This window comes from Salmonella sp. SAL4457 (assembly GCF_046548235.1).
GTDB classification, from domain to species: Bacteria; Pseudomonadota; Gammaproteobacteria; order Enterobacterales; family Enterobacteriaceae; genus Salmonella; species Salmonella enterica.
In genome coordinates, this window is record NZ_JBGDZO010000004.1 from 484,886 (window position 1) to 511,524 (window position 26,639).

Sequence of the window (26,639 nt, forward strand, 5' to 3'; positions counted from 1 at the left end):
CTTATTTGCTAATATCATCCACGCGCATGGTGTGGTCAGGTTGAATATTGTTAACCTGCTTCATATAGTTAACCAACGCCGGTGCGGTTTGTATCCCTATATATTTGATATTTTTACCTTTAGTGAAGGTAAATCCGCCACCACCTTTACCGATAAAGGAGTCCAGCGCGACGGTATAGAGTTTATTGTCTTCTACCGGTTTGCCTTTGATATCAAATTCAACAATACGCTGGCCCAGCGGTTTGGTGCTGTCATATTTAAACTGGACGGTTTTAGATACGTGCAGCATACCGTTTTTCAGATCGGCAGCGTGTGACATGATGGATTTCAGGTCCTTACCGCTGATTTCCATGCTCATGACATCGTTGGTGAACGGATACATACTCAGCACATCACCATAGGTGATATTACCTTTAGGCAATTCGGTACGGATGCCGCCAGCATTATAGAAGGAAGCGTCGGCGCCAGGAACGGTAGCCATCAGGGCATCGGTGATTAAGTTGCCGGTTGGCGCGGATTCACCGTAAGAACGGGTCAGCACTTCCGGAGAGTGCGCGACCACCTCATCGGTAATTTTCTTAACCTTGTTATCCCATTCGTCAATTTTGGCCTGCGTGACCGGATCTGGCTTATAAGTATCCGCATACATGGTGATCAACTTACCATTGTAGCTGTCCACTTTTTTGGTTTCCGGGTTCCAGTCAAGCACCAGTTTACCTAATTCGATGGTGTACGCATCCGTGGAAACGACAAGGGTATCGCCCACTTTAATCGGTTCTGGCGTACCTTTATGCGCATGGCCGGTAATCAGGACGTTAAGTCCATAGCCTTCCAGCGATTTCGCCATATCAACGTCGGTTTTCAGTGCGCGTGCGACATCAGCCTCGCCTGCGCTGGACTGCATACCCGGCACGCCTTCGTGGGCGAGCAGCACGGTCAGGTCAACTTTCCCTTTTAACTCTTCCAGCTGTTTTTTCACATAAGGAATCGGATCGCGGCAGTCAACGCCTTCACGCACGCCTGCAGCAATCGCTTCATAGAATGCGGAAACGCCGTGCATACCGATGACGCCGATCTTGAATCCATCTTTTTCCACGATGGTATACGGTTCTTTAATTAATGGCGTATCTGTGCCGCTGTAAAAAACATTATCCAACAATACCGGGAATTGCAATTTGCTGAGTTGTTTAACCAGATTCTCATGGCCATGGTCAAATTCATGGTTACCGACAGAGACGGCGTCGTAAGGCATGGTATTTAAAATATCAATAATAGCCTCGCCTTTGGTCAGCGTACTGATAAAAGGTCCGGTGAAATAGTCGCCAGCATCAAAGAAAAAGACATCTTTCTCTTTCGCTTTTGCATCTTTGACAATTTTCGAGATGGGCGCAAAGCCGCCTACCGGACGTGTCTTGGATACATAGGGGATAATTTCTGGGGTTACATGGGCATGTAAATCGTTTGTATAATAAATTGTGATGTCACGCGCATCGGCTGAAAAGGAAATGGCTGAAGACAAACCAATGCACAGCGACAGTAGGGATATCGAAAACTTTTTGTTCATATAAACCATCCATTTACGCTACATTAAAGAAAAACAATGCCTGTAGTCGTGTCATTCACGACTACAAACCGGGGAAATTAAGTAATATTCATCAAGTTTATTAATTATTAAAACTCGAAGCCGATCAGGTAATTCATACGGTCGCCGTAGCCGTCATACCCCAATTTATTATTGAAGTAACGGTAAGAGACGGAGGCGGTCCATCGCGGCATAAATTTCCATGTAAACGTTACCGCGCCGTTCAGGCCGGTCGTCCCACCCTGTTGTTCGGCGTAGGCATCATTACGATCCATTTCAACTTCGTTCCAGTTTGAAATGACGAACTTTTCATTAAACATATCGAAGTTATAAGCCGCGACCCAACCGAGAACATAACCGTTAAAGCCTGTCGCCTGTCCATACTTTTTAGAGGTATAATCGTTCGATAAGTTATGAACAGCGAAATAGGGCTTAATAAAGCCTGATGGGCTGGTTAAACCCAGATAACCTACCCCGTACATCATGTTTAATTCATCACCGAATTTATTCTCCATCGACATATAGAGTTTCATCATTGCGGTAAAGTTAGAGCCTTCTACTACCCTATAATGTCCCAGAAATTGGGTTACATGGTTACGGCCTTCTACCGGATGGTTGAGCACGTTCATTTCATAAAATGATGCAAATTCGCCCCTGTCAAACACGGCGCCGAAATCGGCTACCGCTTTCCACACTTCGCCGCGATCGACATTGACAAAGCCTTTATTCCAGTCGCCATATCCGAAGCTAAGTTTACCGTATACGCGTTTCAATTCCGCTGCCTGGCCATTAAAGCAAGAGAAAAGAACACATGCGGCGAGTAGACTATTAATATATTTCTTATTTTTCATGCTCAACTCCATGAGGTAAAAACACAGTGAAATGTTGTGTAAAGAAGCGAATTCTAAGGAGTGTCTTTTTATACGTAGGTGATAGATGTCTCAAAAATATCAGCGACATATAATCGTCAAATATTCGTGTCAGATAATGTTGTTTATTACGTGATAACTATTTGATTTATAGTTTATGTCTCTGTTGTAAAAGTCACACCGGATAGCATGAAATTAATGAAACTTCGAATGGGAATAATCTCTCGCAAAGACAACTTACTGCCATTAAATGAGGGTGTTACCGTTCAAACAGCAACATATATTGACATCACAATAGCGGTTCTGACATATGGGCCATATTTGAGATCTGCATCACTCGTTCGCGATTTCTTTTTTTATAGACTGCTTCAGGCGTGTTTTCTTTAGCACGAAATATATTTATGGTATTAATATTATAATGAGTGTGAATAATTTTCTACGATAAAACGATGTTAATGGAAGAAATATAAGACAAATCGAATATATATAGTGCAATTAATTTAGGCTGTATTCCGCAGCCGGGTCTATCGGCAAATATATCGTAATCAGACCGTGCGATAACTCAAAGGAGTTGAAATGAAAAGAACAGTCGTTGCCAGTATGATAGGGTTGGCGCTATGCGCTGGATGCGTATTATCAACCGCGCAAGCGGCAACCGCAAAGCGTCCTAACTTAGTCATTATTCTGGCGGATGATTTAGGGTATGGCGATCTCGCCACCTACGGGCACCGCATCGTTAAAACACCTAACATAGACAAATTGGCGCAGGAGGGGGTGAAGTTTACCGACTATTATGCGCCAGCGCCTCTGTGTTCTCCTTCCCGCGCGGGCCTGTTAACCGGTCGTATGCCGTTCCGTACCGGAATCCGTTCCTGGATACCGGAAGGCAAAGATGTTGCGCTGGGGCGTAATGAACTGACTATCGCCAATCTGCTAAAACAGCAGGGCTACGATACGGCGATGATGGGGAAATTACACCTGAATGCGGGCGGCGATCGCACCGATCAGCCGCAGGCGAAAGACATGGGCTTTGACTATACGTTGGTTAATCCGGCGGGATTTGTCACCGATGCTACGCTGGATAACGCCAAGGAGCGCCCGCGCTATGGCGTGGTGCATCCTACGGGGTGGATTCGTAATGGCCAACATATTGGCCGCGCAGATAAGATGAGCGGCGAGTTTGTGAGCTCTGAAGTGGTGAACTGGCTGGATAATAAAAAAGACGATAATCCGTTCTTCTTATATGTCGCCTTTACCGAAGTCCATAGCCCGCTGGCGTCGCCGAAAAAATACCTTGATATGTATTCGCAGTACATGACCGACTACCAGAAGCAGCATCCGGATCTGTTCTACGGTGACTGGGCAGACAAACCGTGGCGCGGTACCGGCGAATATTACGCCAATATCAGCTATATGGATGAGCAGGTCGGTAAAGTGCTGGATAAAATTAAGGCGATGGGCGAGGAAGATAACACTATCGTCATCTTTACCAGCGACAACGGCCCTGTCACGCGTGAAGCGCGTAAGGTATACGAGCTGAACCTGGCCGGGGAAACCGACGGTCTGCGCGGGCGTAAAGACAACCTGTGGGAAGGTGGCATTCGCGTACCGGCAATCATCAAATACGGCAAGCACATTCCACAGGGGATGGTAACGGACACGCCGGTATATGGTCTTGACTGGTTGCCGACGCTGGCCAACATGATGGACTTTAAACTTCCGACCGATCGTACCTACGACGGTCAGTCTTTAGTTCCGCTCCTGAAGGACAAGACGTTAAAACGCCAGAAACCGCTGATCTTCGGTATCGATATGCCGTTCCAGGATGATCCGACGGATGAGTGGGCGATCCGCGACGGCGACTGGAAGATGATCATCGATCGCCAGAATAAACCTAAATATCTCTATAACCTGAAAACCGATCGTTTCGAGACGCTCAATCAAATTGGTAAACAGCCGCAGATTGAGAAACAGCTTTACGGTAAGTTCCTGAAGTATAAAAAGGATATTGATAACGATTCGCTGATGAAAGCCCGTGGCGATAAGCCGACGCCTGTCACCTGGGGCTAATGGAATAATTATAAAAAATTAAGTATGCCACTTAGGGCGATGCCCACCTGATCCGGTCACTCTGTGCCGGATCAGGTTCTTTTATTTCAGGGAAGGTAATGATGTTTGGGAAAAGTTGTCAGGTCATGGTTAAACCGACCGGATCGGTGTGTAACCTTGACTGTAAGTACTGTTTTTATCTGGAGAAAGAAAAGCTCTATCCGGATCGAAAAAACCATTACAAAATGTCGGAAGAGACCCTCGAACTCTTCATCAGGCAGCAGATTGCCGCACAGGATATTGATGAGGTCATTTTTGCGTGGCAGGGCGGGGAACCCACATTAATGGGCATCCCGTTTTATCGTAAAGCCGTTGAATTTCAGCAGCGCTATTGTGGCGGCAAAACCATCGTCAATACCTTCCAGACCAACGGTATCCTGATCAACGACGACTGGGCGACCTTCTTCCGGGAGCATGATTTTCTGGTTGGCGTCTCTATTGATGGCGATGCCGCGTTACACGATGAATGGCGAGTGACGCGCTCCGGAAAGCCGACGCATGAAAAAGTAGAAAATGCGGTGCGTTGTCTGGCGCAGCACGACGTAGAATTTAATACCCTCACGGTGGTTAACCGTACCAATATGCATCATCCTGTTCAGGTCTATCGCTACCTGAAAAGCATTGGTAGCCGCTATATGCAATTTATCCCTTTAGTTGAACGCTGTGGGGAAAATGGGCTGGCGCAGCCGCAGGATAAACATATCGCGATGACGCCGTGGTCGGTCGATAGCCTGCAATTTGGTCAGTTTCTGAATGCGGTATTTGATATCTGGATCCGTGAGGATATCGGCGATATCGGCATCCAGCTATTTGAACAGACGCTGGCGGCCTGGTGCGGCCTGCCGCCGCAGGTTTGCGTTTTTGCTCCCACCTGCGGCAGCGCGTTTGCGATGGAAATGAACGGCGATGTTTATAACTGCGATCACTTCGTGTATCCGCAATTTAAACTGGGGAATATCCACCAGAAGACGCTGCGTCAAATGAATCAGGGCGAACAAAATCGCCAGTTCGGCAGCGATAAACAGCGTTCAATGGCGCAGGAGTGCCATCGCTGTCAATGGAAGTTCGCCTGCTATGGCGGCTGTCCGAAACATCGTTTTTTACCCTCTGCGTCAGGCGCAACCAATCATAACTATCTGTGTGCAGGTTATCAGGCTTTTTTCTCGCATACCGCGACGGCGATGAGTGCCATGCGAACCCTGTATGAAAAAGGCATCTCACCTGCAGAAATAAAGTCAATATTTGTTTGAAGGTAGTATTCGCAGGGAGTGAATATGTTTTCTCACATTAATGTCGATGCTTGCAAAACGCCAGGCTGCAAAAATCTGGGGATTCTGGGGAGCCCAGACTATCTACCGCAAGGGAAAAATGTTCTCTGTCGAGCGTGCGGTTTTTTGTTCCCCATTATCTCAGCCAGATCGCTTAATCTTTTTCGCCAGGCGGCGAATCAACCCTGGAAAGGTCTGGTGAAGTCCTGTCCGCATTGTGGCGGGACGTCGCTGAAAAAATATGGATTTTCCACTAAAGGTGAACGGCGTATGTATTGCCGCCAGTGTAATAAAACGTTCATCTCCTATACCGCTATCAGGAGCGACGCCAGACAAGAGAACCTTGCCACGTTGATTGGCGAAGGAGCGTCGCTAGTTGAAATACGCGCGGCGCTGGCGATAGACAGCACGGGTTTTAGCCGCGAATTACAAAAACTGTCCCGTCGCGCTAATCAAGCGGAACGCGATTTTGTGTTTCCCGCGTTTGATATCGCTATGAGCACGCGGGCGTTTCGTGTGAAATTTAACGGCGGCGACAGCAGCTTATACGTGCTGGTGACGGCGGAAGAGGAGAGCGGTAAGGTCGTCGCGATCTCAACGAATTACTCCGCCCAACCGGTGGAAGCGGATTATCAATATCATTCTGATTACGAAGAACGACTTCCGTCCGGCACGCTGGCGCATCTGGTGCAGCGAAAAGAGGCGCTGACCATGCGCCGCAATGTATTATTTGATGTGGATTACGGCCCCGCCGTTTTATATAAAAACGATCCGGGGATGTTAGTAAAACCCGTATTACCTGCTTATCGACATTTTGAGTTGGTTCAGGCGTTGACGGATGAGCGTTCCCTGAATGTCCAACATTATCTCGATCACGAATGCTTCATTCTGGGCGGCTGTATGATGGCGAATTTTAGCTATCTTCGTCAGGGGCGCTGTCATATTTCGTTTGTGCGTGAAAGAGGCGTTACGCCGCCCAAACGCGATCTCCCTCCGCGGTTGTTTTTGAGCGGCGGAATTCGCAACAACGTCTGGCGTACATTTTCCACACGGGATTATGCGATGGCGGTATGCAATCTCACAGGAAATAAAAAGGTGAGTTTGTTACGCCATGCGACGCTAAATAGCGCGACGGCGTTTATTCGCTATGTTCACAACCATCCCTTCCTGCCGCATCTTAACCGGATGTCTCCTGGCAATGTTGTTGCCGTACTGGATTACCTAAAATTTGAATATAACGCTTCACGTAACTGAATTGCTAAAATAAAAAGTGTGATGAGGTGTTGTTGCGGTATTTTATTCGGACGGCTTAAAAATCCAGAGTATTAATTTTCGTGGTCCCCATGAGGGGCGATGAGATTAATACACTGGAGATTTATCATGAATACGTTAACTACAACGTCTGTTGTCCTTCCTGCGCCGCGTCCGGCGATTAATCAGGGTATCGATATCAATAATGAAATGGTGCTTAACCATACCGCTATTTATGAAAATTGCCTTGCGCAGGTCACGCAAGAGAATACGGTAGAAAATGCGCTCATGTTGTTAGACCCTTACGGCACGGCGCCTTTAAGCGCTTATGCCGGGGTCTGGAGTCTGGAACCGGCTGAGATCATAGTCACGGTCCAGGATGCGGCAAAAACGGCGATGCAGGTAGAACATCTTTACACCCTTACGGCAGGCGCAAATCTGTTGCCGGTTCTGGGGCTGGTAGCGGATACTGAAAACCGTATTGTCTTTTCTCAGGCAGATACGCCGCTTGCCGTCTATACGCTCATCACACAGCCATTACCGCCGGTAGATTCCGCGGAGGTCGTATTAGGTTTTCCGATTATCAACGTGACGCAACCTGCTACCGATGCGGACAAGATGGCGCCAGGGTTTTATTTTATTACGCATTTCGATCGCTATAATTACGCATTAGATCAGAATGGTCTGGTGCGCTGGTACGTTACTCAGGATTATCCGTCTTATAATTTTGTTCGAATTGATAATGGCCATTTCCTCACTACTTCAGAAGCGAAAAATACCTATCTGGATATGTATGAGTTCGACATGATGGGGCGTCTTCACACATTCTATAATCTCGATAATCAATTTCACCATTCTATCTGGCCGTGGGATAGCAATACCATTGTTGCGCCCTCTGAATATACCTCGGGTCGGCCCGACGATTTGAAAACCAATGAAGACGGCGTATCGGTTGTCGATCTGACTACCGGACTGGAGACGGCTTACTACGATATGGCGAAGGTGCTGGATACGACGCGGGTTTCCCGTCCTTCAGGTACGGCGCCGGGAGAAGACCCGACGGTTAAAGACTGGCTGCATATAAACCAGAGCTACGTGAATGAGACGAATCAGTTGTTAATTGCGTCCGGGCGTCATCAGAGCGCGGTGTTTGGCGTCGATCTGCAAACGCAAGCGCTACGCTTTATTTTGTCAACGCATGAAGACTGGGACGACGCTTATCAGCCTTATCTTTTAACCCCGGTCGACAGTGAAGGTGTGGCGCTTTATGACTTTAGCAAACAGGAGGATATCGACGCGGCCGACCGTGACTTTTGGACGTGGGGCCAGCATAACGTCGTTGAAATCGCCAATAATACGCCGGGTATAGTGGAGTTTATGGTATTTGATAACGGTAACTACCGTTCGCGTGATGACAGCAAAAGCCTGTTACCGCCGGATAACTACAGCCGCATTGTCCATTTCGTGGTGAATATGAATGAGATGACCGTTATGCGGCCATTTGAATACGGCAAGGAGCTGGGCGCGCGTGGCTACAGTAGCTGCGTTAGCGCGAAAGAGATCCAGCAGAATGGCAATATTGTGGTGCATTTTGCCGACTGCACGTTTGATGAAAATGGCCGCGCCATCTCTTGCCAGCCTGGCGAGAGCGATATTATCGATCCGCAGGCGGGCAGCGAGGCGATGGGGCTGCTAATTTTACAGGAGATTGCGCCTACGGAGAAAACCGTGCTTTTTGAAGCGACCATGACGTCAGGTTACTACAAAAACGCGGAAACGAACGGGGAAGGCTATCGCTACGATATTACCAGTTTCCGGGTGTATAAAATGGATCTGTACGCGTAGCGGTCTATCATCAATGACTGACTGCACTAAAAAAGTCCGGCGTAAGTCGGACTTCATTTCGTAAAAAACGAGCTATTCATCATATATAATCTAATTTTAACGATGAGTCAGGCGAGGTAAGATAGTAGATCCGAAGAATTCACCTGATTGAGAGAATAAAAAGTGAAACATCTGCACCGATTTTTTAGCAGCGATGCCTCTGGGGGCATCATTCTCATCATCGCCGCTGCGCTGGCTATGCTGATGGCCAATATGGGCGCGACCAGTGGATGGTATCATGATTTTCTGGAGACGCCGGTTCAGCTACGGGTTGGGGCGCTTGAGATCAACAAAAACATGCTGTTGTGGATCAACGATGCGCTGATGGCCGTGTTTTTCCTGTTGATTGGCCTGGAAGTTAAGCGCGAACTGATGCAAGGCTCGTTAGCCAGTCTGCGCCAGGCCGCTTTTCCGGTGATTGCCGCCATCGGCGGGATGATTGTACCGGCGTTGCTCTATCTGGCCTTTAACTACTCCGATCCGGTCACTCGCGAGGGCTGGGCTATTCCTGCCGCGACGGATATCGCCTTTGCGCTGGGCGTGTTGGCGCTGTTGGGCAGCCGGGTTCCGCTGGCGCTGAAAATTTTCCTGATGGCGCTGGCGATCATCGATGATCTCGGCGCCATCGTTATTATCGCACTGTTTTATACCAGCGATCTTTCTATCGTCTCGCTGGGCGTGGCGGCGTTCGCGATTGCCGTGCTGGCGCTGCTGAACCTGTGCGGCGTCAGACGGACTGGGGTATATATTCTGGTCGGGGCAGTGCTGTGGACGGCGGTACTGAAGTCCGGCGTTCACGCGACGCTGGCAGGCGTCATTGTCGGTTTCTTTATTCCGCTGAAAGAAAAACACGGTCGCTCGCCGGCGAAGCGTCTGGAGCATGTTCTGCACCCGTGGGTCGCGTACCTGATCCTGCCGCTCTTCGCTTTTGCGAATGCTGGCGTTTCTCTTCAGGGCGTCACGATTGACGGTCTGACCTCCATGCTGCCGTTGGGAATTATTGCCGGTCTGCTGATTGGTAAGCCGCTGGGGATTAGCCTGTTTTGCTGGCTGGCGCTGCGTTTCAAGCTGGCGCATCTGCCGCAGGGGACCACTTATCAGCAAATCATGGCGGTCGGCATTTTGTGTGGCATTGGCTTTACGATGTCCATCTTTATCGCCAGCCTGGCATTTGGCAATGTCGATCCGGAACTTATTAACTGGGCGAAATTGGGCATTTTGATTGGTTCATTGCTCTCCGCAGTGGTGGGGTATAGCTGGTTGCGCGCGCGTTTGAACGAGCCGGCATAACCAGTACGAAGGAAAGGGGGAGCGATGTATCGCTCCCTTGCGACATTGAACAGGGAGAGGAATGAGCATGTCTCATATTAACTACAACCATCTTTATTACTTCTGGCATGTCTATAAAGAAGGTTCTGTCGTGGGTGCCGCAGAGGCGCTTTTTCTGACGCCGCAAACCATTACTGGTCAAATTAAAGCCCTGGAAGAGCGTTTACAGGGAAAGCTATTTAAACGTAAGGGACGCGGTCTTGAGCCCAGCGAACTGGGCGAGCTGGTTTTTCGCTATGCGGACAAAATGTTTACGCTAAGCCAGGAGATGCTGGATATCGTCAATTACCGCAAAGAATCAAACCTGTTGTTTGATGTCGGCGTCGCCGATGCTTTATCCAAGCGTCTGGTCAGCAGCGTTCTGGATGCGGCGGTGGTGGTAGACGAACCCATACATCTGCGCTGCTTCGAGTCGACGCACGAAATGTTGCTCGAACAGCTCAGCCAGCACAAGCTGGATATGATTATCTCCGACTGCCCGATAGATTCCACGCAGCAGGAGGGGCTATTCTCAGTCAAAATCGGCGAATGCAGCGTCAGTTTCTGGTGTACGAATCCGCTTCCTGAAAAAGCGTTCCCTGCCTGCCTGGAAGAGCGACGTTTGCTGGTGCCGGGACGGCGCTCGATGCTGGGGCGTAAATTGTTGAACTGGTTTAATTCGCAGGGGTTGCAGGTTGAGATCCTCGGCGAATTTGATGACGCGGCCTTAATGAAGGCGTTTGGCGCGACGCACGATGCGATTTTTGTGGCGCCGAGCCTTTATTCGCTGGATTTTTATGCCGATGAGTCGGTAATAGAGATTGGGCGCGTGGAGAATGTCATGGAAGAATATCATGCGATTTTTGCCGAGAGAATGATCCAGCATCCGGCGGTGCAGCGTATTTGCAATGCGGACTACTCGGCATTGTTTAAGCTACAGTAGACGTACCTACCGTAATACTTCCGGCTGCGGTATTAACCCGCAGCCGGAATCATTCTACAAGTTCAGCAGGCTACGGTACTGCCCACCTTCGCGGATAAACACCGGAATTCTGTTCAGTGGCGTAGCGTAATGCAGCGTCTGCCCTCCTGAATAGCTTTCACCAGTCGCAAGATCCGTCCATGTTTCCCCTTCTGGTAGCCAGACATCACGTTCGCGCATACCTTCATGCATGACGGGGGCGATCAGCAGGTCAGGACCAAAACAATACTGGTCGGTGATTGCCCAACTTGTTTCCTGTTCGGGGAATTCAAAGAACAGGGGGCGCATCACTGGCGAATTGTGCTTATGGGTTTCCTCCATCAGCGCTTTGATATAGGGCTTGAGTTTTTCTCGCAACGCCAGGCAACCTGTCAGTACGTCGCATACTTCCTCACCGTAGCTCCAGACCTCGTTCGGCGCACCTGTAGGGCATTGAGCAATGCCATCCCGGTACGGTTGCGCGGGTAAAATCTGCGGATCGCGGTTGCCGTGCAGACGCATCACCGGACTAAAGACGCCCCACTGGAACCAGCGAATTAGCAATTCATGGAATTTCGGGTCGTGAATATTACCGCCATGGAAACCGCCGATATCCGTCGTCCACCACGGTATCCCTGCTATTCCCATATTGAGTCCGGCGGCAAACTGGTTGCGCAGCGATCTAAACGAGGAGTGAATATCCCCTGACCAGACCAGAGCGCCGTACTTCTGACTGCCGGCCCAGGCGCAGCGTAGCAGGTTGATAACCTGGTCTTCGCCATCGGCTTTCATGCCATCAAAAAAGGTTTTGGCGTACATGCGTGGGTAGATATTGCCCACTTCCAGTACCGGCCCGGCATGGTAGCGATAGTTGTCGTAGTCGTAAACGCTGAACTCAGGTTCGGCTTCATCTAACCAGAATAACTTCACGCCTTTATCGTAATAGTTGCGTTTGGCTTTGCCCCAGACGTAGTCGCGCGCGCCCGGATGAGTCGCATCAAAGTAAGTGGTATTGCCGAGGAAATCCATATTGATCGGCAAGCCACGTTCCGTTTGTACCAGCCAGCCGTTTTCGCGCATCTCCCGATAGCTTTCGGTACGGTTATCCACCGTCGGCCAGACGGAGACCATCAGCTCAATTCCCAGCGATTTCAGCTCGGCAATCATGGCATCAGGATCGGGCCAGTCGCGCGCATCGAACATCCAGTCACCCTGATTCGGCCAGTGAAAGAAGTCGATAACGATCACTGAGATAGGCAGATTGCGGCGCTTATATTCGCGGGCGACCTCCAGCAGCTCTTCCTGCGTACGATAACGGAGTTTGCACTGCCAGAAGCCCATGGCGTAGTCCGGCATCATCGGCGGCGTGCCGGTAGCCAGCGCGTAAGCCCGGCTAATTTCTGCCGGGGTATCGCCAGCCGTGATCCAGTAGTCCAGCTGTTCGCTGACCTGCGCTTCCCATTCGGTAACGTTTTGGGCAAAGGTTACGCGTCCGACTGCCGGGTTGTTCCATAAAAATCCGTAGCCCAGACTGGAGAGCATAAACGGTACTGAGGCCTGGGAGTTACGTTGCGCCAGCTCAAGCACGCATCCTTTGAGATCCAGGTTGGCCTGTTGATACTGCCCCATGCCATAAATTTTTTCCCCTTCGGTGGCTTCGAAGCGGGCTTTCAGTGAATATTTCCCACCCTGAATCGGGCGGAACTCGCGTCCCTCAAGGTTGAGTGCGCTAACGTACTGGCCGTGAGATGATTCATCCTCGCCAATTTCGCCCCGCAGGCGCCAGAACTCCTGCAACAGGGGTTTGTGTGGATGGCGGTAAAAGGTAACTTGTCCTTTTTGATTGACGATAGCGATAATTTTGCCGTTGGTCAGCGTTGCCTGGTGGTGCTCATAATCAATGTGGCACTGACTTTCTGCGACTGGCTCAGTCAATGCCCAGTCTTCATTTCTCATTACCGGCAGATGACGGCCGCTGCGTACGCGCAGGCTGTTCTCGCCCCAGGGTTCAATCCATAAATAGCGATCGTTTTGCTGCCAGACCAGACGACGCGGGTCTTGTTGCATAAATGGCATGGTGGTGCCTCCCATATTCGAGGGTGAAGGTAAAGAACGTTATGAGTTGACGGTTTCCAGATCGTGGCGAATCTTCTCTTCCATCGCTTCGTATTTGCGAAAGAAAAGTAGTGGGATCGCTGCGAGCGCGAAGAGTAGGGCGGGTGCCCAGATAAAGGCCCAGATAATGCCCTCCAGACCCGCAGCACTCTGGGCATGGTTGGGGACATAGCCAAAACTGTTCATGATCCAGGCGGCGAAAGCGGTGCCGAGGCCACTACCCATCTTGATGCAGAAGGTGCTGCCGAAGGCGATAAGAATGCCGGTAGCCTTAATACCGGTCTTCCAGGCGCCGAAATCGACGGCGAAGCCCAGCATGGCAAACGGCATTGAGCAGGCGATACCGCTGCCGATATTGCCGAGTATCCAGGCGGCGATGAGGAAAGTAATGTTGTCCGCTGCCAGCCACATCATGACGCCGCCAAACGTGGCGACCAGCAGACCGCCTACCCATATCCAGGTTTTAGCCAGGTATTTGCTAAAGAAGGGGATAGCGATGATAAACAGGATCTGAATCGTCGCCAGGCTGTTAATCAGCGGTACCAGATCTTTACGGTCGAGGTTGTAGGTCAGATAATAGACAATGGTCGTGTTGCGCTGCTGTAGGGCAATCCAGAAGATCAGATTAGCCAGCACCATCAGGATCCACGGCCAGTTACCTTTCATCGCCGCGAAACTTTTTTTCATCGGCAACTTAGGTTCATGCTGTATTTTATCCGTATCCATTTCACGAATGTTTTTAAACGCAAAGAGCGTTAGCGCGCAGGATATAATGGCAAACGTAATTGCCGTATAAATAAAACCAGCGTGATCATCACCGTTACCTAAAAAAGCGACTAACGGCAAGGCGGTCGCGTTCATTAATAAAACCCCAATTTGCCCACCGGTCATTCGCCAGGAATTTAAAACCAGTCTTTCTTTGGGAGATAAGGTCATCAGGGGTAATATTGCACTGAGTGGTGTATTAAGTCCGGTAAATAGAATGCTGGCAATCATATAAGATATTGCTGCATAGATGGCTTTTCCTGTCATACTGATATCAGGAGACCAAAATGACAGCGCGCTGAATACCGCAAAAGGCAGCGGTAACCATAAAAACCAGGGACGACATTTACCGTAGCGTGAACGTGTTTTATCGATGATGATCCCCCATATGGGGGCGTCTATGCCATCGATAATACGCGCCAGCAGCAGGATAACGCCTGCTACGGCAAGGTTAATGCCCGCAACGTCTGTGTAGAAATATAAAATGTACGTTGAACCGAAGCAGTACAGCAGATTACCCGCCACATCCAAAGAGCCGTAGCTAATACGCTGTAGTAAAGACAATGATGCTGACCCGGAAGGCTGGGTATCCTCAATGACAGAACTCATAATGATAACTCCGATATTGGTACGATACGCCCAGAAAAACAACCTCTACTTTCTAAGCAAGTTTTGAATATTATTTTTATGTCGTTTCTGAATTTAACCTCAGATTAAAATGAGTAAGTAAGGTGTACATGAAAAGTAGTTAACCCGACGGCATCAATCAATTATTAAATCTTACATCAGGATTGCGTTTATTAGTTTTTGAATGAGCGATGTTTTTATTTGCTAAGGTGGTCACAATTTTTTCAGTAATGAAATAAAAAAAGGAAAATAGTGAAAGAAAATAACTTTCAAGTATTACGTGACTAAGGGAGGGGTAGCTGAAAAAATAGGCTGGTCAGGAAGAGCGTGAACGAGTGAGGTCAGAGCCAGCGGTTGTCGAGCAAAACGGCAGATAGCAGGCATAAAAAAACCCGCTTTACGCGGGTTTTTCTACAAAGCTGATAACAAGCAGGCGATTAAGCCAGTTTGTTGATCTGTGCAGTCAGGTTAGCTTTATGACGTGCAGCTTTGTTTTTGTGGATCAGACCTTTAGCAGCCTGACGGTCCACGATCGGTTGCATTTCGTTAAATGCTTTCAGTGCAGCAGCTTTGTCGCCAGCTTCGATAGCTGCGTATACTTTCTTGATGAAAGTACGCATCATAGAGCGACGGCTTGCGTTGTGCTTACGAGCCTTTTCAGACTGAACGGCGCGCTTCTTAGCTGATTTGATATTAGCCAAGGTCCAACTCCCAAATGTGTTCTATATGGACAATTCAAAGGCCGAGGAATATGCCCTTTTAGCCTTCTTTTGTCAATGGATTTGTGCAAATAAGCGCCGTTTAAATTGCAGCACTCGTTGCGTAGTGATGGCGCAGGATTCTACCAGCTTGCGTGCTGTGAATACAGCCTTTCCATGAGAAAAATTGCATTAAGCGGCGGGTTTTGGGGCGGAGTTTGCCGCATGGCGATGAAAAGCATCTTCTTTATGTTTCATCAGGGCAATCGCCGGTTAACCTTAACCGCTGTACAAGGTATACTCTTGCGATTTTCACTGTTTTGAGTCAGACATGAAGCTGATACGCGGCATACATAATCTCAGTCAGGCCCCGCATGGGTGTGTGCTGACCATTGGTAATTTCGACGGCGTACATCGGGGGCATCGCGCTCTACTGCAGGGTTTGCAGGAAGAAGGACGCAGACGCGGTCTGCCGGTGGTGGTCATGATTTTCGAACCGCAGCCGCTGGAACTGTTCGCGACGGATAAAGCGCCCGCCCGCCTGACGCGCCTGCGTGAAAAACTGCATTACCTGGCGCAGTGCGGCGTGGACTATGTGCTATGCGTGAAATTCGATCGCCGCTTTGCCGCTTTGACGGCGCAAACGTTTATCAGCGAACTGCTGGTGGAGCGACTTGGCGTGCAATTTCTTGCCGTCGGCGATGATTTCCGCTTTGGTGCTAGCCGCGCGGGCGATTTCTTGTTATTACAGAAGGCGGGGGCGGAGTATGGTTTTGCGGTTTCCAGCACCCAAACCTTTTGTGAAGGCGGCGTGCGTATCAGTAGTACCGCAGTGAGACAGGCGCTGGCGGAAGATAACCTGGCGCTTGCCGAAAGCCTGCTGGGACATCCCTTTACTATTTCCGGGCGTGTCGTTCATGGCGACGAGCTGGGACGTACCATTGGCTTCCCGACGGCGAACTTACCGCTGCGCCGTCAGGTCTCCCCGGTAAAAGGGGTCTATGCGGTGGAAGTCACCGGGCTTGGCGATAAGCCGTTACCCGGCGTAGCGAACATTGGCACTCGTCCAACGGTTGCTGGCGTGCGTCAACAACTGGAAGTGCATCTGTTGGACGTTGTAATGGACCTCTACGGTCGCCATATAGATGTAATACTGCGTAAAAAGATACGTAATGAGCAGCGATTTGCGTCGCTTGATGAGCTAAAAGCGCAAATCGCACGCGATGAGTTAACGGCCCGCAAGTTTTTTGGGCTAGCCGGGCAGGTGTAACCCTGACGGTGTTTATCAAACCGAAATACGGAACCGAGAATCTGATGAGTGACTATAAATCGACCCTGAATTTGCCGGAAACAGGGTTCCCGATGCGCGGCGACCTCGCCAAGCGTGAACCGGGAATGCTGGCGCGTTGGACCGATGATGATCTGTACGGCATCATTCGTGCGACCAAAAAAGGCAAAAAAACCTTCATTCTGCATGATGGCCCTCCATATGCGAATGGCAGCATTCATATTGGTCACTCTGTTAACAAGATTCTGAAAGACATTATCGTGAAGTCCAAAGGGCTGTCGGGATTTGACTCGCCTTACGTGCCGGGCTGGGACTGTCACGGTCTGCCTATCGAGCTGAAAGTCGAGCAGGAGTTCGGTAAGCCGGGCGAGAAATTCACCGCCGCTGAATTCCGCGCCAAGTGCCGCGAATATGCCGCCACTCAGGTTGACGGCCAGCGTAAAGACTTCATTCGTCTGGGCGTGTTGGGCGACTGGTCGCATCCGTACCTGACCATGGACTTCAAAACCGAAGCCAACATCATCCGCGCGCTGGGCAGAATTATCAAAAACGGTCATTTGCACAAAGGCGCTAAGCCGGTGCACTGGTGCGTTGACTGTCGTTCCGCGCTGGCGGAAGCGGAAGTTGAATATTACGACAAAACGTCGCCGTCTATCGACGTGGCGTTCCGCGCCGTCGATCAGGATGCGGTGAAAGCGAAGTTTGGTTTGCCGGGCGTGAGCGGCCCTGTGTCGCTGGTTATCTGGACCACCACGCCGTGGACACTACCGGCTAACCGCGCCATCTCCCTGGCGCCGGACTTTGATTATGCGCTGGTGCAGATTGACGGCCAGGCGGTGATTCTGGCGAAAGATCTGGTTGAAAGCGTCATGCAGCGTATTGGCGCGGCTGAATACATCATTCTCGGCACCGTTAAAGGCGCGGAGCTGGAACTGCTGCGCTTTACCCATCCGTTTATGGGCTTTGACGTGCCGGCGATCCTCGGCGATCACGTCACCCTGGACGCCGGTACCGGCGCGGTACATACCGCCCCTGGCCACGGCCCGGATGACTACGTGATCGGCCAAAAGTATGGCCTGGAAACGGCTAACCCGGTTGGGCCGGACGGCGCTTACCTGCCAGGCACATATCCAACGCTTGACGGTGTTAACGTCTTCAAAGCGAACGATATCGTTATTGAACTGCTGAAAGAAAAAGGCGCGCTACTGCATGTCGAAAAAATGCAGCACAGCTATCCGTGCTGTTGGCGTCACAAAACGCCGATCATTTTCCGCGCGACCCCGCAGTGGTTCGTCAGCATGGATAAAGAAGGGCTTCGTCAACAGTCGCTGAAAGAGATCAAGGGCGTTCAGTGGATCCCGGACTGGGGTCAGGCGCGTATTGAATCAATGGTCGCTAACCGTCCTGACTGGTGTATCTCACGTCAGCGTACCTGGGGCGTACCGATGTCGCTGTTCGTGCATAAAGAAACGCAGGAGCTGCTGCCGATTGAGCGTACTCTGGCGGCGATGGAAGAGGTGGCGAAACGCGTCGAAGTTGACGGTATCCAGGCGTGGTGGGATCTCGACCCGAAAGAGATCCTCGGCGAAGATGCCGATCAATACGAGAAAGTTCCGGATACGTTGGACGTTTGGTTTGATTCCGGTTCCACCAGTTACTCCGTGGTTGATGCACGTCCGGAATTCGCCGGTCATGCGGCCGATATGTATCTGGAAGGCTCTGACCAGCATCGCGGCTGGTTTATGTCCTCCCTGATGATTAGCGTGGCGATGAAAGGCAAAGCGCCATACCGCCAGGTACTGACTCACGGCTTCACCGTCGATGGTCAGGGGCGCAAGATGTCCAAATCCATCGGTAACACCGTGTCGCCGCAGGATGTGATGAATAAACTGGGCGCGGATATCCTGCGTCTGTGGGTGGCGTCTACTGACTATACCGGCGAAATGGCGGTCTCTGACGAAATCCTGAAACGCGCTGCCGACAGCTATCGTCGTATCCGTAATACCGCGCGCTTCCTGCTGGCGAACCTCAATGGCTTCAATCCGGCCACCGATATGGTCAAACCGGAAGAGATGGTGGTGCTGGACAGGTGGGCGGTGGGCTGCGCGAAAACGGCGCAGCAAGAGATTCTGAAGGCATACGAAGCTTACGACTTCCATGAAGTGGTACAGCGCCTGATGCGCTTCTGCTCCGTTGAAATGGGTTCGTTCTACCTCGACATCATTAAAGACCGCCAGTACACCGCGAAGGCCGATAGCGTCGCGCGTCGTAGCTGCCAGACTGCGCTGTATCATATCGCAGAGGCGCTGGTTCGCTGGATGGCGCCGATCATGTCCTTCACGGCTGATGAAATCTGGGGCTACCTGCCGGGCGAGCGTGAAAAATATGTCTTCACCGGCGAATGGTACGACGGGTTGTTTGGCCTGGAAGAGAATGAAGAATTTAATGACGCATTCTGGGACGATGTCCGCTATATCAAGGACCAGGTCAACAAAGAGCTGGAAAATCAGAAAGCCAATGGCATCAAATCGAACCTGGAAGCAAAAGTGACGCTGAAATATGCTGACGATGCTAACGGTACGATCAAGAAGCTGAAACTGTTGGGCGAAGAGGTCAGATTTATCTTCATTACTTCCCAGTTCGTGATTTCTGAGCAAGCGGGGGGTATTGATGATGAAAATATTCAGTACAATGCTGGTAATACGACAGTTCAGGCAGTGGTAACGCGTGCCGAGGGTGATAAGTGTCCGCGCTGCTGGCACTACACTACTGATGTCGGCAAGGTGGCGGAACATGCAGATATCTGCGGACGCTGTGTCAGCAACATCGCCGGTAATGGCGAACAACGTAAATTTGCCTGATGAGTAAACCACTCTGTTCAACAGGACTACGCTGGCTATGGCTGGTAGTAGTCGTGCTGATTATCGATTTGGGCAGCAAATACCTGATCCTCCAGAATTTCGCTCTGGGGGATACGGTAGGGCTGTTCCCGTCGCTTAATCTGCATTATGCGCGTAACTACGGCGCGGCTTTTAGCTTCCTGGCGGATAGCGGCGGCTGGCAGCGCTGGTTCTTTGCCGGGATTGCGATAGGGATCTGCGTAATTCTTTTGGTGATGATGTATCGCTCGAAAGCGACGCAGAAGCTGAATAACATCGCTTATGCGTTAATCATCGGCGGCGCGCTGGGTAACCTGTTCGACCGCCTGTGGCACGGCTTTGTTGTCGATATGATCGATTTTTACGTCGGCGACTGGCATTTCGCGACGTTCAACCTTGCCGATAGCGCGATCTGTATCGGCGCGGCGCTGATAGTACTGGAAGGCTTTTTGCCGAAGCCGACAGCGAAAGAACAGGCATAAGCGTAAATACCGGGTAGCGCTTATCCGGTTTTGTAGGCCTGATAAGCGCAGCGCCATCAGGCAAACGTGGTGCCGGATGGCGGTGAAAACGCCTTATCCGGCCTACGGTTTTATCGTTCTTTATGCCTCCGGGCAAAACACGTGAGCAATTTGCATGTCTAAATCCGTACAGAGCAACAGCGCGATCCTCGTTCACTTCACCCTGAAACTGGATGATGGCTCAACGGCGGAATCTACCCGCAATAACGGCAAGCCAGCCCTGTTCCGTCTTGGCGATACCTCGCTTTCCGAAGGTCTGGAGCAGCAGCTTCTGGGGTTGAAAGAAGGGGAAAAGAAAGTGTTTTCGCTGGAGCCTGACGCCGCGTTTGGCGTCCCCAGTCCGGACTTAATCCAGTATTTCTCGCGCCGTGAGTTTATGGCGGCGGGCGAACCGGAAGTCGGGGCGATTATGCTTTTTACCGCAATGGATGGCAGCGAAATGCCTGGCGTGATTCGCGAAATCAACGGCGACTCGATTACCGTTGATTTTAACCATCCGCTGGCCGGGCATACCGTTCACTTTGATATTGAAGTGCTGGAAATCGATCCGGCGCTGGAGGCATAAACATGCAGATCCTGTTGGCCAACCCACGCGGTTTTTGCGCCGGGGTAGACCGCGCTATCAGCATTGTTGAAAATGCGCTCGCTATTTACGGCGCGCCAATTTACGTTCGGCACGAAGTCGTGCATAACCGCTATGTAGTGGACAGCCTGCGCCAGCGCGGGGCGATCTTTATAGAGCAAATTAGCGAAGTGCCGGATGGCGCCATTCTGATCTTCTCCGCTCATGGGGTTTCCCAGGCGGTGCGTAACGAGGCGAAAAGCCGCGATCTTACCGTTTTTGACGCCACCTGCCCGCTGGTGACGAAAGTCCATATGGAAGTGGCGCGCGCCAGCCGTCGCGGTGAGGAATCTATTCTCATCGGCCACGCCGGGCACCCGGAAGTGGAAGGCACCATGGGTCAGTACAGCAACCCGGAAGGGGGGATGTACCTGGTTGAGTCGCCAGAGGACGTCTGGACGCTGAATGTCAAAAATGAAGGCAAGCTCTCCTTCATGACGCAAACCACGCTTTCCGTGGACGATACGTCCGATGTGATTGATGCGCTGCGTAAACGCTTTCCGAAAATCGTCGGCCCGCGCAAAGACGATATTTGCTATGCCACTACTAATCGTCAGGAAGCGGTGCGGGCGCTGGCGGAGCAGGCTGACGTAGTGCTGGTGGTCGGCTCGAAAAACTCTTCTAACTCTAACCGATTGGCGGAACTGGCCCAACGGATGGGAAGAACCGCGTTTCTTATCGACGATGCGGCGGATATCCAGGAGGCGTGGGTGAAAGACGCCGCCTGCGTCGGCGTCACCGCTGGCGCTTCCGCGCCGGATATTCTGGTGCAGAATGTTATTGCGCGTCTGCGGGAGTTTGGCGGCGGCGAAGCTGTCACGCTTGAGGGTCGCGAAGAAAATATTGTTTTCGAAGTGCCGAAAGAGCTGCGTGTGGATGTTCGTGAAGTCGAATAAGATTTCACAATTCAGAAATCTGCCCGATGACGCTACGCTGACCAGATCTTAAGGATTTCTTTTGATATTCAATGTGCGACAGGAAAAATAAGGCGTAGTCGTCATCCGGTGCTAATGCCCCACCTTTTTGCTATTCATCTGAAAAACCAGCACAATCGTTGCTGGTTTTTGGGTTGTAATACCTACAGGGATAAGGGAAATGGGCAAAATAAAATATGGATTGCCAACGTTACTCGCCATCGGCTTTTGGATGGACGCAACAAGCGCCACGGTGCTGGAGCTACCTGCCTGGGAGCGAAACTATACCGGGACTATCGCGGGGAAACCGGTAAACGTTAATATCACGCGATTTGGTAACTCTCTTAATGGGTATTACTGCTATGAACCTTGCAATCAGCACAAGGCAGTGATTGTTCTACGCGGCTCACTCCAGGATAAAGAGGTGCATCTTGAAGAACGCGTAAAGGCGCTTTCGGGTTACTGGAATGCGGAAATCTCCAGCAGTGAGATTAAAGGCGAATGGACGTCCGCAGATAAAAAACGACATTTTCCTGTTGCCCTTATCTATTACAAACCTAAAAACTCCCCTGATATTGTGCTGGTCACGAACACGAATGATGCAGGGGGTTACGACCCTTCCAAAGAGATTGATTGCGGCAATACGCCGGCCATTTCGGCGATAAAATTATACCGTGATGGTAAACTCATACAGACCTTAGATACCGCCTCGGTGGGCACTTGTAGCCCGTTTATGCCTCAATGGGGGGATGTCAATTTTGATGGCTACCCGGATCTATCGATTGTAACAGAGTTACTTGCTGGGCCGGATGCTCCAGTACAAACATGGCTCTATGACCCCGCCAAACAGCGTTATGTTGATGCGCCAGCGTCTTATCAGGAAATCACTTCACCAGAGATCGATGCTGAACATAAACAGATTGTCAGCTATTGGCGCGGCGGTTGCTGCAGCCATGGCGTCAATGTGTATCGCTGGAAAGGAAAAACGATTGAACTGATCGATCGCGGTGAAAGCTACTTTCAGCCTGTGATAAGTAAAGGCAAAATGTATAACTGCTACATGACACCTTCCTACGCTGATGGGCGTATTATTTATCCGCTAGTACGTAAAAATGGTCATTTGACGCCGCCTCTTAGCCTTGATGGGACGTGTCAATCTTTTTGGCTAACCGGTAATGTTCGTACCGTGATTCAGGCAGAAAAACCCGGCGCTGAGCCCGAATCGCTTGAGATTCAGTGGCAGGAAAACAAAGCATCGCCAGGGCGTTTTTGCCCATTAGTTCCGTTTGTCGAAGGTGATAAGCTAAGTCCGCGTCTGGTGACGGATGACGATGTGCCTGATGCCTGTATCAGTCGCGCTGAGTATGAAGATATAAAACAATAGGTCAGGAGAGCATTAATGACAGCATCCCTACACATTATTCTTGATACCGATCCGGGCATTGATGACGCGGCTGCGATTGCCGCTGCGCTGTTCGCCCCCCAGCTTGATCTGCAACTAATAACCACCGTCGCAGGTAATGTTTCCGTTGAAAAAACGACCCGTAATGCGTTGCAGCTTCTGCATTTCTGGGACGCCGATGTGCCACTTGCGCAAGGGGCCGCGACGCCGCTGCTGCGTCCGCTACGTGATGCGGCATACGTCCACGGCGAATCCGGTATGGAAGGCTATGATTTTGTCGACCATCAGCGCCAACCGTTGGCGAAGCCTGCGTTTATCGCTATCCGGGATGTGCTGATGAACGCCCCGGAGCCCATGACATTAGTGGCGATTGGGCCATTGACCAATATTGCGTTGCTACTGATGCACTATCCGGAGTGTGCGTGTAACATTCGCCGTCTGGTGTTGATGGGCGGTTCCGCAGGGCGCGGCAATTTTACGCCTAATGCTGAATTTAACATTGCTGTCGATCCGGAGGCCGCGGCGCTGGTGTTCCGCAGCGGTCTGGAGATTGTGATGTGTGGGCTTGATGTCACGAATCAGGCAATGCTCTCGCCAGATTTTCTGAATAAACTGCCCGCGCTGAATCGCACCGGTAAGATGTTGCACAGCCTGTTCAACCATTATCGCAGCGGTAGTATGCGCACTGGCGTCCGGATGCACGATCTCTGCGCTATCGCCTGGCTGGTGCGTCCGGAGCTTTTTACCCTGCAATCCTGTTTTGTGGCCGTAGAAACGCAGGGGCAATATACCGCCGGTACCACGGTGGTGGATATTGAAGGGCGTCTGGGGCAGCCCGCCAACGCGCAGGTGGCGCTGGCGCTGGATGTGGACGGTTTTCGTCAGTGGGTGGCTGAGGTGTTTGCCTATGCGCCGTAATTACATGTTGGCGCCATAATCTCATACTTTGCCGCGATAGAGTCTCTCCGGCCTGCCCACTTTCCCGTAGCTGATCTCCGCTTCGAGAAAGTTATTTTTCACGCCTTGTTCCAGATAGCGTCGGGCAGTGGTTTTACTGCTGCCCAGAATTTGCGCCAGAGTGTCTGCTGTATGTACTGCCTGCGGGTCGGCGAATATTTGTCGTACCCGGTTGAAGGTGTTTTCATCAATTCCCCGCAGTCCGCTATTCGGTTCTGCGGTTTGTTCTTTGGCCTGGATATTAAATAAGGCATCAACGTGCGTCTGGTTTGCCTGCTCACTGGAACGTAACGAACTGCGGTAACGGGTGAACCGCTCCAGGGTATGCTGCAGGCGCTGATAATGTACCGGCTTAATCAGGTAATCGAATACGCCCATGCGTAAGGCATCGCTGATGGTATCCATATGATTGTCGGCGGTAATGAAAATAATTCGCCCCGTGTAGTTGGTGCTGATGGTATGACGAATTAAATCGATCCCTTTGCCATCGGGTAAAAAATTATCCAATAGAATTAACTGTGGTTGATAGAGGCGTATTTGCTTCTTCGCACTTTCCAGCTTGTCTGCGATGCCGACGATTGAAAACTGGGGAAAAAGCTTGATGGTGTCCACCAGGATTTCCGCTAGCATCGGTTCGTCTTCAACGATGAGTGTCGTAATGCTATCCATGTTATTCTTCTCTGGTAAAAGGGATATAGAGGGTAAAAATGGTGCCAAAAGGATTATTGTTATCGACGATAATGTCGCCATTGGCCTGCTTGACGTAGCTGTGCACCAACCATAATCCAATTCCGTGATCGCCGTTATTGTGGGTGGTCACTCCACGCTCGAAAATATGCTGGCGGATATTTTCGTCAATACCACATCCCTGATCGGCAACTTCAATAATGACTTCATTACCTTCGCTATTGATCAGGCACTCAATCTGTCGCGAGCCTTCGCGATTGAGCAGGGTGGCGTTATAGGCGTTGTCCAATAAATTGCCAACAATCGAAATCCATTCATTATGCGAGAGCGATGACGGCAGGTGTTCAACAAAGCTTGAAGGATCGAAAATCAGCTCCAGCCCCAGCTCTTTTGCCCGATAATATTTACCGATTAATAGCCCCGCAAGGTGGTGGTCGCGGAAATTATGGGAAATAAAATCGAGTACTTTCTGGTGGCTTTCCGACTGCTGCTGAATCAGCGCCAGCGCATTATCGTAGCGCTTCAGGAACAGCAGACCGGCAATGGTGGAAATAAGGTTGCGATGCTCATGCTGCACGGCGCGCAGGTTATCGGCGTATTGCCGCACCTGACTTAACTGCAGGCTGAGTGTATTGATATCGTCTTTGTTGCGAAAGCTAATAACCCAGCCCTGAGGCTGGTTGTCAATAATGACCGCCATGCGACTGGCGATGACTTTCATTTGGTTAAAGGTGACGATCTCATCTTTTTTGTTTTTTTGCGGCGCATCATAAAAGAAGGCCTCCGGCAACACGACATGGTGGATTGCATAGCCAATGAGTTCAGATTCCGGTTGGCTCAGATTCAATAAGCGGCGAGCCGTTTGGTTAATGGCGGTAATACGGTGATGGGAGTCAATGGCGATCAACCCTTCAAATACCGACTCAAATAACACGCTTTGCTGAATTAATAGTTGTGAAAGCTGCTGCGGCTCCATGTTAAGCATCTGCTTTTTAATATGCAGCGAGAAGCGGCGGGCGCAGTACAACAGCACCAGCAACAGTATCGCCATCGGGAACAGCAACGAGCTGATTTGTAAGTTAAGCCAGCTCTCCAGCTGTTCCAGAGTATAGCCGACGGAAACAATACCGATGACTTTACCGGTACTGTCCTGAATCGGGGATTTACCACGCAAGGAAGAGCCTAATGAACCTTTGCGCACCGATACGTAGCTTTTAGCATTATACAGCGCGTCGTCGCTATCGCCGCCCTCCATATATTTGCCGATCTCATCCGGGTTGACGTGATACAGTCGCTGACCTTTTTCGTTGCCAACGGTAATGTAAGTCGCATCCGAAAACGAGCGCATTGGGTCAATCAGCGCTTTGATGCGTGACAAATCATGCGCCTCTACGGCTTCAACTAATTCTGGCATAGCGGATATTTGCATTGCCTGAATAAGCGCACGTTGGCCCACCTGATAATGCAGGCGCTCTTTCGTGATATCGGTCAGATACCAGGTGATTGCCAGCATCACGATGGTGGATGTAAACAGGATCAGTAGAAATATCCGGTTTTGAAACGAGCGTCTGGCAAACCAGCGTGTAATTTCCCGTATAAACATATTGGTATTTAGATATTTAATTACGGTATTTTCTTGCATTCGGCATCACCGGAACCTGAACCAGTTCATACTTACTTTTCTTTCAGAAAAAATTTGGATGAAAATGGGATACGACATGCGTATCCCATCCACTATTACATCGCCAGCACGTACTTCAGCATCACGCCCGCCGCAATGGCCGAACCGATAACCCCCGCCACGTTCGGGCCCATCGCGTGCATCAGCAGGAAGTTCTGCGCGTCTGATTCCAGCCCCACTTTGTTCGATACGCGGGCCGCCATCGGCACCGCCGACACCCCCGCCGAACCGATAAGCGGGTTGATTTTGTT

22 protein-coding genes are annotated in these 26,639 nt (G+C 50.6%); 14 read left to right on the plus strand and 8 right to left on the minus strand.

Annotation, left to right across the window (positions count from 1 at the left end):
* Window position 1: 1 nt before the first annotated feature.
* Together ACLJNW_RS16070 and ACLJNW_RS16075 are read right to left on the minus strand one after the other, a co-directional pair.
* Window positions 2–1,573, minus strand: coding sequence for a bifunctional metallophosphatase/5'-nucleotidase (locus tag ACLJNW_RS16070; protein WP_000262866.1), 1,572 nt, complete (start codon window positions 1,571–1,573; stop codon window positions 2–4).
* Between the two features lie 98 nt (window positions 1,574–1,671).
* The gene (locus ACLJNW_RS16075) at window positions 1,672–2,433 is read right to left on the minus strand and encodes an outer membrane protein OmpK (RefSeq protein ID WP_000791534.1); all 762 of its coding nucleotides are present in this window, start codon (window positions 2,431–2,433) and stop codon (window positions 1,672–1,674) included.
* A gap of 594 nt (window positions 2,434–3,027) precedes the next feature.
* Between ACLJNW_RS16075 and ACLJNW_RS16080 the strand changes: the two genes are divergently transcribed.
* From ACLJNW_RS16080 to nhaR, 6 genes are all read left to right on the plus strand, one after another.
* Window positions 3,028–4,521, plus strand: a complete 1,494-nt coding sequence (locus ACLJNW_RS16080; protein WP_000831880.1) for a sulfatase — start codon at window positions 3,028–3,030, stop codon at window positions 4,519–4,521.
* 98 nt (window positions 4,522–4,619) lie between these two features.
* On the plus strand, window positions 4,620–5,810 hold the full coding sequence (locus ACLJNW_RS16085; protein ID WP_000971148.1) for an anaerobic sulfatase maturase: 1,191 nt from the start codon (window positions 4,620–4,622) through the stop codon (window positions 5,808–5,810).
* Between the two features lie 18 nt (window positions 5,811–5,828).
* Window positions 5,829–7,082, plus strand: a complete 1,254-nt coding sequence (locus ACLJNW_RS16090; RefSeq protein WP_001055831.1) for a hypothetical protein — start codon at window positions 5,829–5,831, stop codon at window positions 7,080–7,082.
* Window positions 7,083–7,208: 126 nt separating this feature from the next.
* Window positions 7,209–8,924 (plus strand): aryl-sulfate sulfotransferase, encoded by a 1,716-nt coding sequence (locus tag ACLJNW_RS16095; RefSeq protein ID WP_023203782.1) that lies wholly within the window; start codon window positions 7,209–7,211, stop codon window positions 8,922–8,924.
* Between the two features lie 162 nt (window positions 8,925–9,086).
* Entirely contained in the window at window positions 9,087–10,253 is a 1,167-nt protein-coding gene (gene nhaA, locus ACLJNW_RS16100; protein ID WP_024154848.1) for a Na+/H+ antiporter NhaA, read from the plus strand.
* A 61-nt stretch (window positions 10,254–10,314) separates the two neighbouring features.
* Window positions 10,315–11,214 (plus strand): transcriptional activator NhaR, encoded by a 900-nt coding sequence (gene nhaR, locus ACLJNW_RS16105; RefSeq protein WP_000062872.1) that lies wholly within the window; start codon window positions 10,315–10,317, stop codon window positions 11,212–11,214.
* Window positions 11,215–11,268: 54 nt separating this feature from the next.
* On the opposite strand, the gene ACLJNW_RS16110 is transcribed toward nhaR, so the two are convergent.
* The 3 genes from ACLJNW_RS16110 to rpsT form a co-directional block, all read right to left on the minus strand.
* On the minus strand, window positions 11,269–13,308 hold the full coding sequence (locus ACLJNW_RS16110; protein WP_001116450.1) for a TIM-barrel domain-containing protein: 2,040 nt from the start codon (window positions 13,306–13,308) through the stop codon (window positions 11,269–11,271).
* Window positions 13,309–13,347: 39 nt separating this feature from the next.
* On the minus strand, window positions 13,348–14,721 hold the full coding sequence (locus ACLJNW_RS16115) for an MFS transporter (RefSeq protein WP_024154849.1): 1,374 nt from the start codon (window positions 14,719–14,721) through the stop codon (window positions 13,348–13,350).
* Between the two features lie 455 nt (window positions 14,722–15,176).
* Window positions 15,177–15,440 carry a 30S ribosomal protein S20 gene (gene rpsT, locus ACLJNW_RS16120; protein ID WP_001518655.1) on the minus strand — a complete coding sequence of 88 codons (264 nt, stop codon included), beginning with the start codon at window positions 15,438–15,440 and terminating at the stop codon, window positions 15,177–15,179.
* A 105-nt stretch (window positions 15,441–15,545) separates the two neighbouring features.
* Between rpsT and ACLJNW_RS16125 the strand changes: the two genes are divergently transcribed.
* The 8 genes from ACLJNW_RS16125 to rihC all read left to right on the plus strand — a co-directional run bounded on the left by ACLJNW_RS16125 (window position 15,546) and on the right by rihC (window position 23,981).
* Window positions 15,546–15,761 carry a YaaY family protein gene (locus tag ACLJNW_RS16125; protein ID WP_001575565.1) on the plus strand — a complete coding sequence of 72 codons (216 nt, stop codon included), beginning with the start codon at window positions 15,546–15,548 and terminating at the stop codon, window positions 15,759–15,761.
* 7 nt (window positions 15,762–15,768) lie between these two features.
* The gene (gene ribF / locus ACLJNW_RS16130; RefSeq protein ID WP_000767311.1) at window positions 15,769–16,707 is read left to right on the plus strand and encodes a bifunctional riboflavin kinase/FAD synthetase; all 939 of its coding nucleotides are present in this window, start codon (window positions 15,769–15,771) and stop codon (window positions 16,705–16,707) included.
* A gap of 44 nt (window positions 16,708–16,751) precedes the next feature.
* Complete coding sequence (ileS, locus tag ACLJNW_RS16135) at window positions 16,752–19,586, plus strand: isoleucine--tRNA ligase (protein WP_024154850.1); 2,835 nt, start codon at window positions 16,752–16,754, stop codon at window positions 19,584–19,586.
* The gene (lspA, locus tag ACLJNW_RS16140) at window positions 19,586–20,086 is read left to right on the plus strand and encodes a signal peptidase II (protein ID WP_000042736.1); all 501 of its coding nucleotides are present in this window, start codon (window positions 19,586–19,588) and stop codon (window positions 20,084–20,086) included. Before ileS ends, lspA begins: the two co-directional genes overlap by 1 nt.
* Window positions 20,087–20,240: 154 nt before the next feature.
* Window positions 20,241–20,690, plus strand: a complete 450-nt coding sequence (fkpB, locus tag ACLJNW_RS16145) for an FKBP-type peptidyl-prolyl cis-trans isomerase (RefSeq protein WP_000047272.1) — start codon at window positions 20,241–20,243, stop codon at window positions 20,688–20,690.
* 2 nt (window positions 20,691–20,692) lie between these two features.
* Window positions 20,693–21,643 (plus strand): 4-hydroxy-3-methylbut-2-enyl diphosphate reductase, encoded by a 951-nt coding sequence (gene ispH / locus ACLJNW_RS16150; protein ID WP_001166426.1) that lies wholly within the window; start codon window positions 20,693–20,695, stop codon window positions 21,641–21,643.
* Between the two features lie 199 nt (window positions 21,644–21,842).
* Entirely contained in the window at window positions 21,843–23,045 is a 1,203-nt protein-coding gene (locus ACLJNW_RS16155; protein WP_000516322.1) for an XAC2610-related protein, read from the plus strand.
* 15 nt (window positions 23,046–23,060) lie between these two features.
* The gene (gene rihC / locus ACLJNW_RS16160) at window positions 23,061–23,981 is read left to right on the plus strand and encodes a ribonucleoside hydrolase RihC (protein WP_001647575.1); all 921 of its coding nucleotides are present in this window, start codon (window positions 23,061–23,063) and stop codon (window positions 23,979–23,981) included.
* A gap of 21 nt (window positions 23,982–24,002) precedes the next feature.
* Here the strand turns inward: rihC and ACLJNW_RS16165 are convergent, their stop codons facing one another.
* The 3 genes from ACLJNW_RS16165 to ACLJNW_RS16175 form a co-directional block, all read right to left on the minus strand.
* Complete coding sequence (locus ACLJNW_RS16165) at window positions 24,003–24,689, minus strand: response regulator (RefSeq protein ID WP_000377415.1); 687 nt, start codon at window positions 24,687–24,689, stop codon at window positions 24,003–24,005.
* A gap of 1 nt (window position 24,690) precedes the next feature.
* Window positions 24,691–26,310: a sensor histidine kinase gene (locus tag ACLJNW_RS16170; protein WP_031622268.1), complete on the minus strand. Its 1,620-nt coding sequence runs from the start codon at window positions 26,308–26,310 to the stop codon at window positions 24,691–24,693.
* Window positions 26,311–26,444: 134 nt separating this feature from the next.
* Window positions 26,445–26,639 (minus strand): sodium ion-translocating decarboxylase subunit beta (locus tag ACLJNW_RS16175; RefSeq protein ID WP_021293874.1); only part of this gene is annotated, 195 nt, incomplete at its 5' end.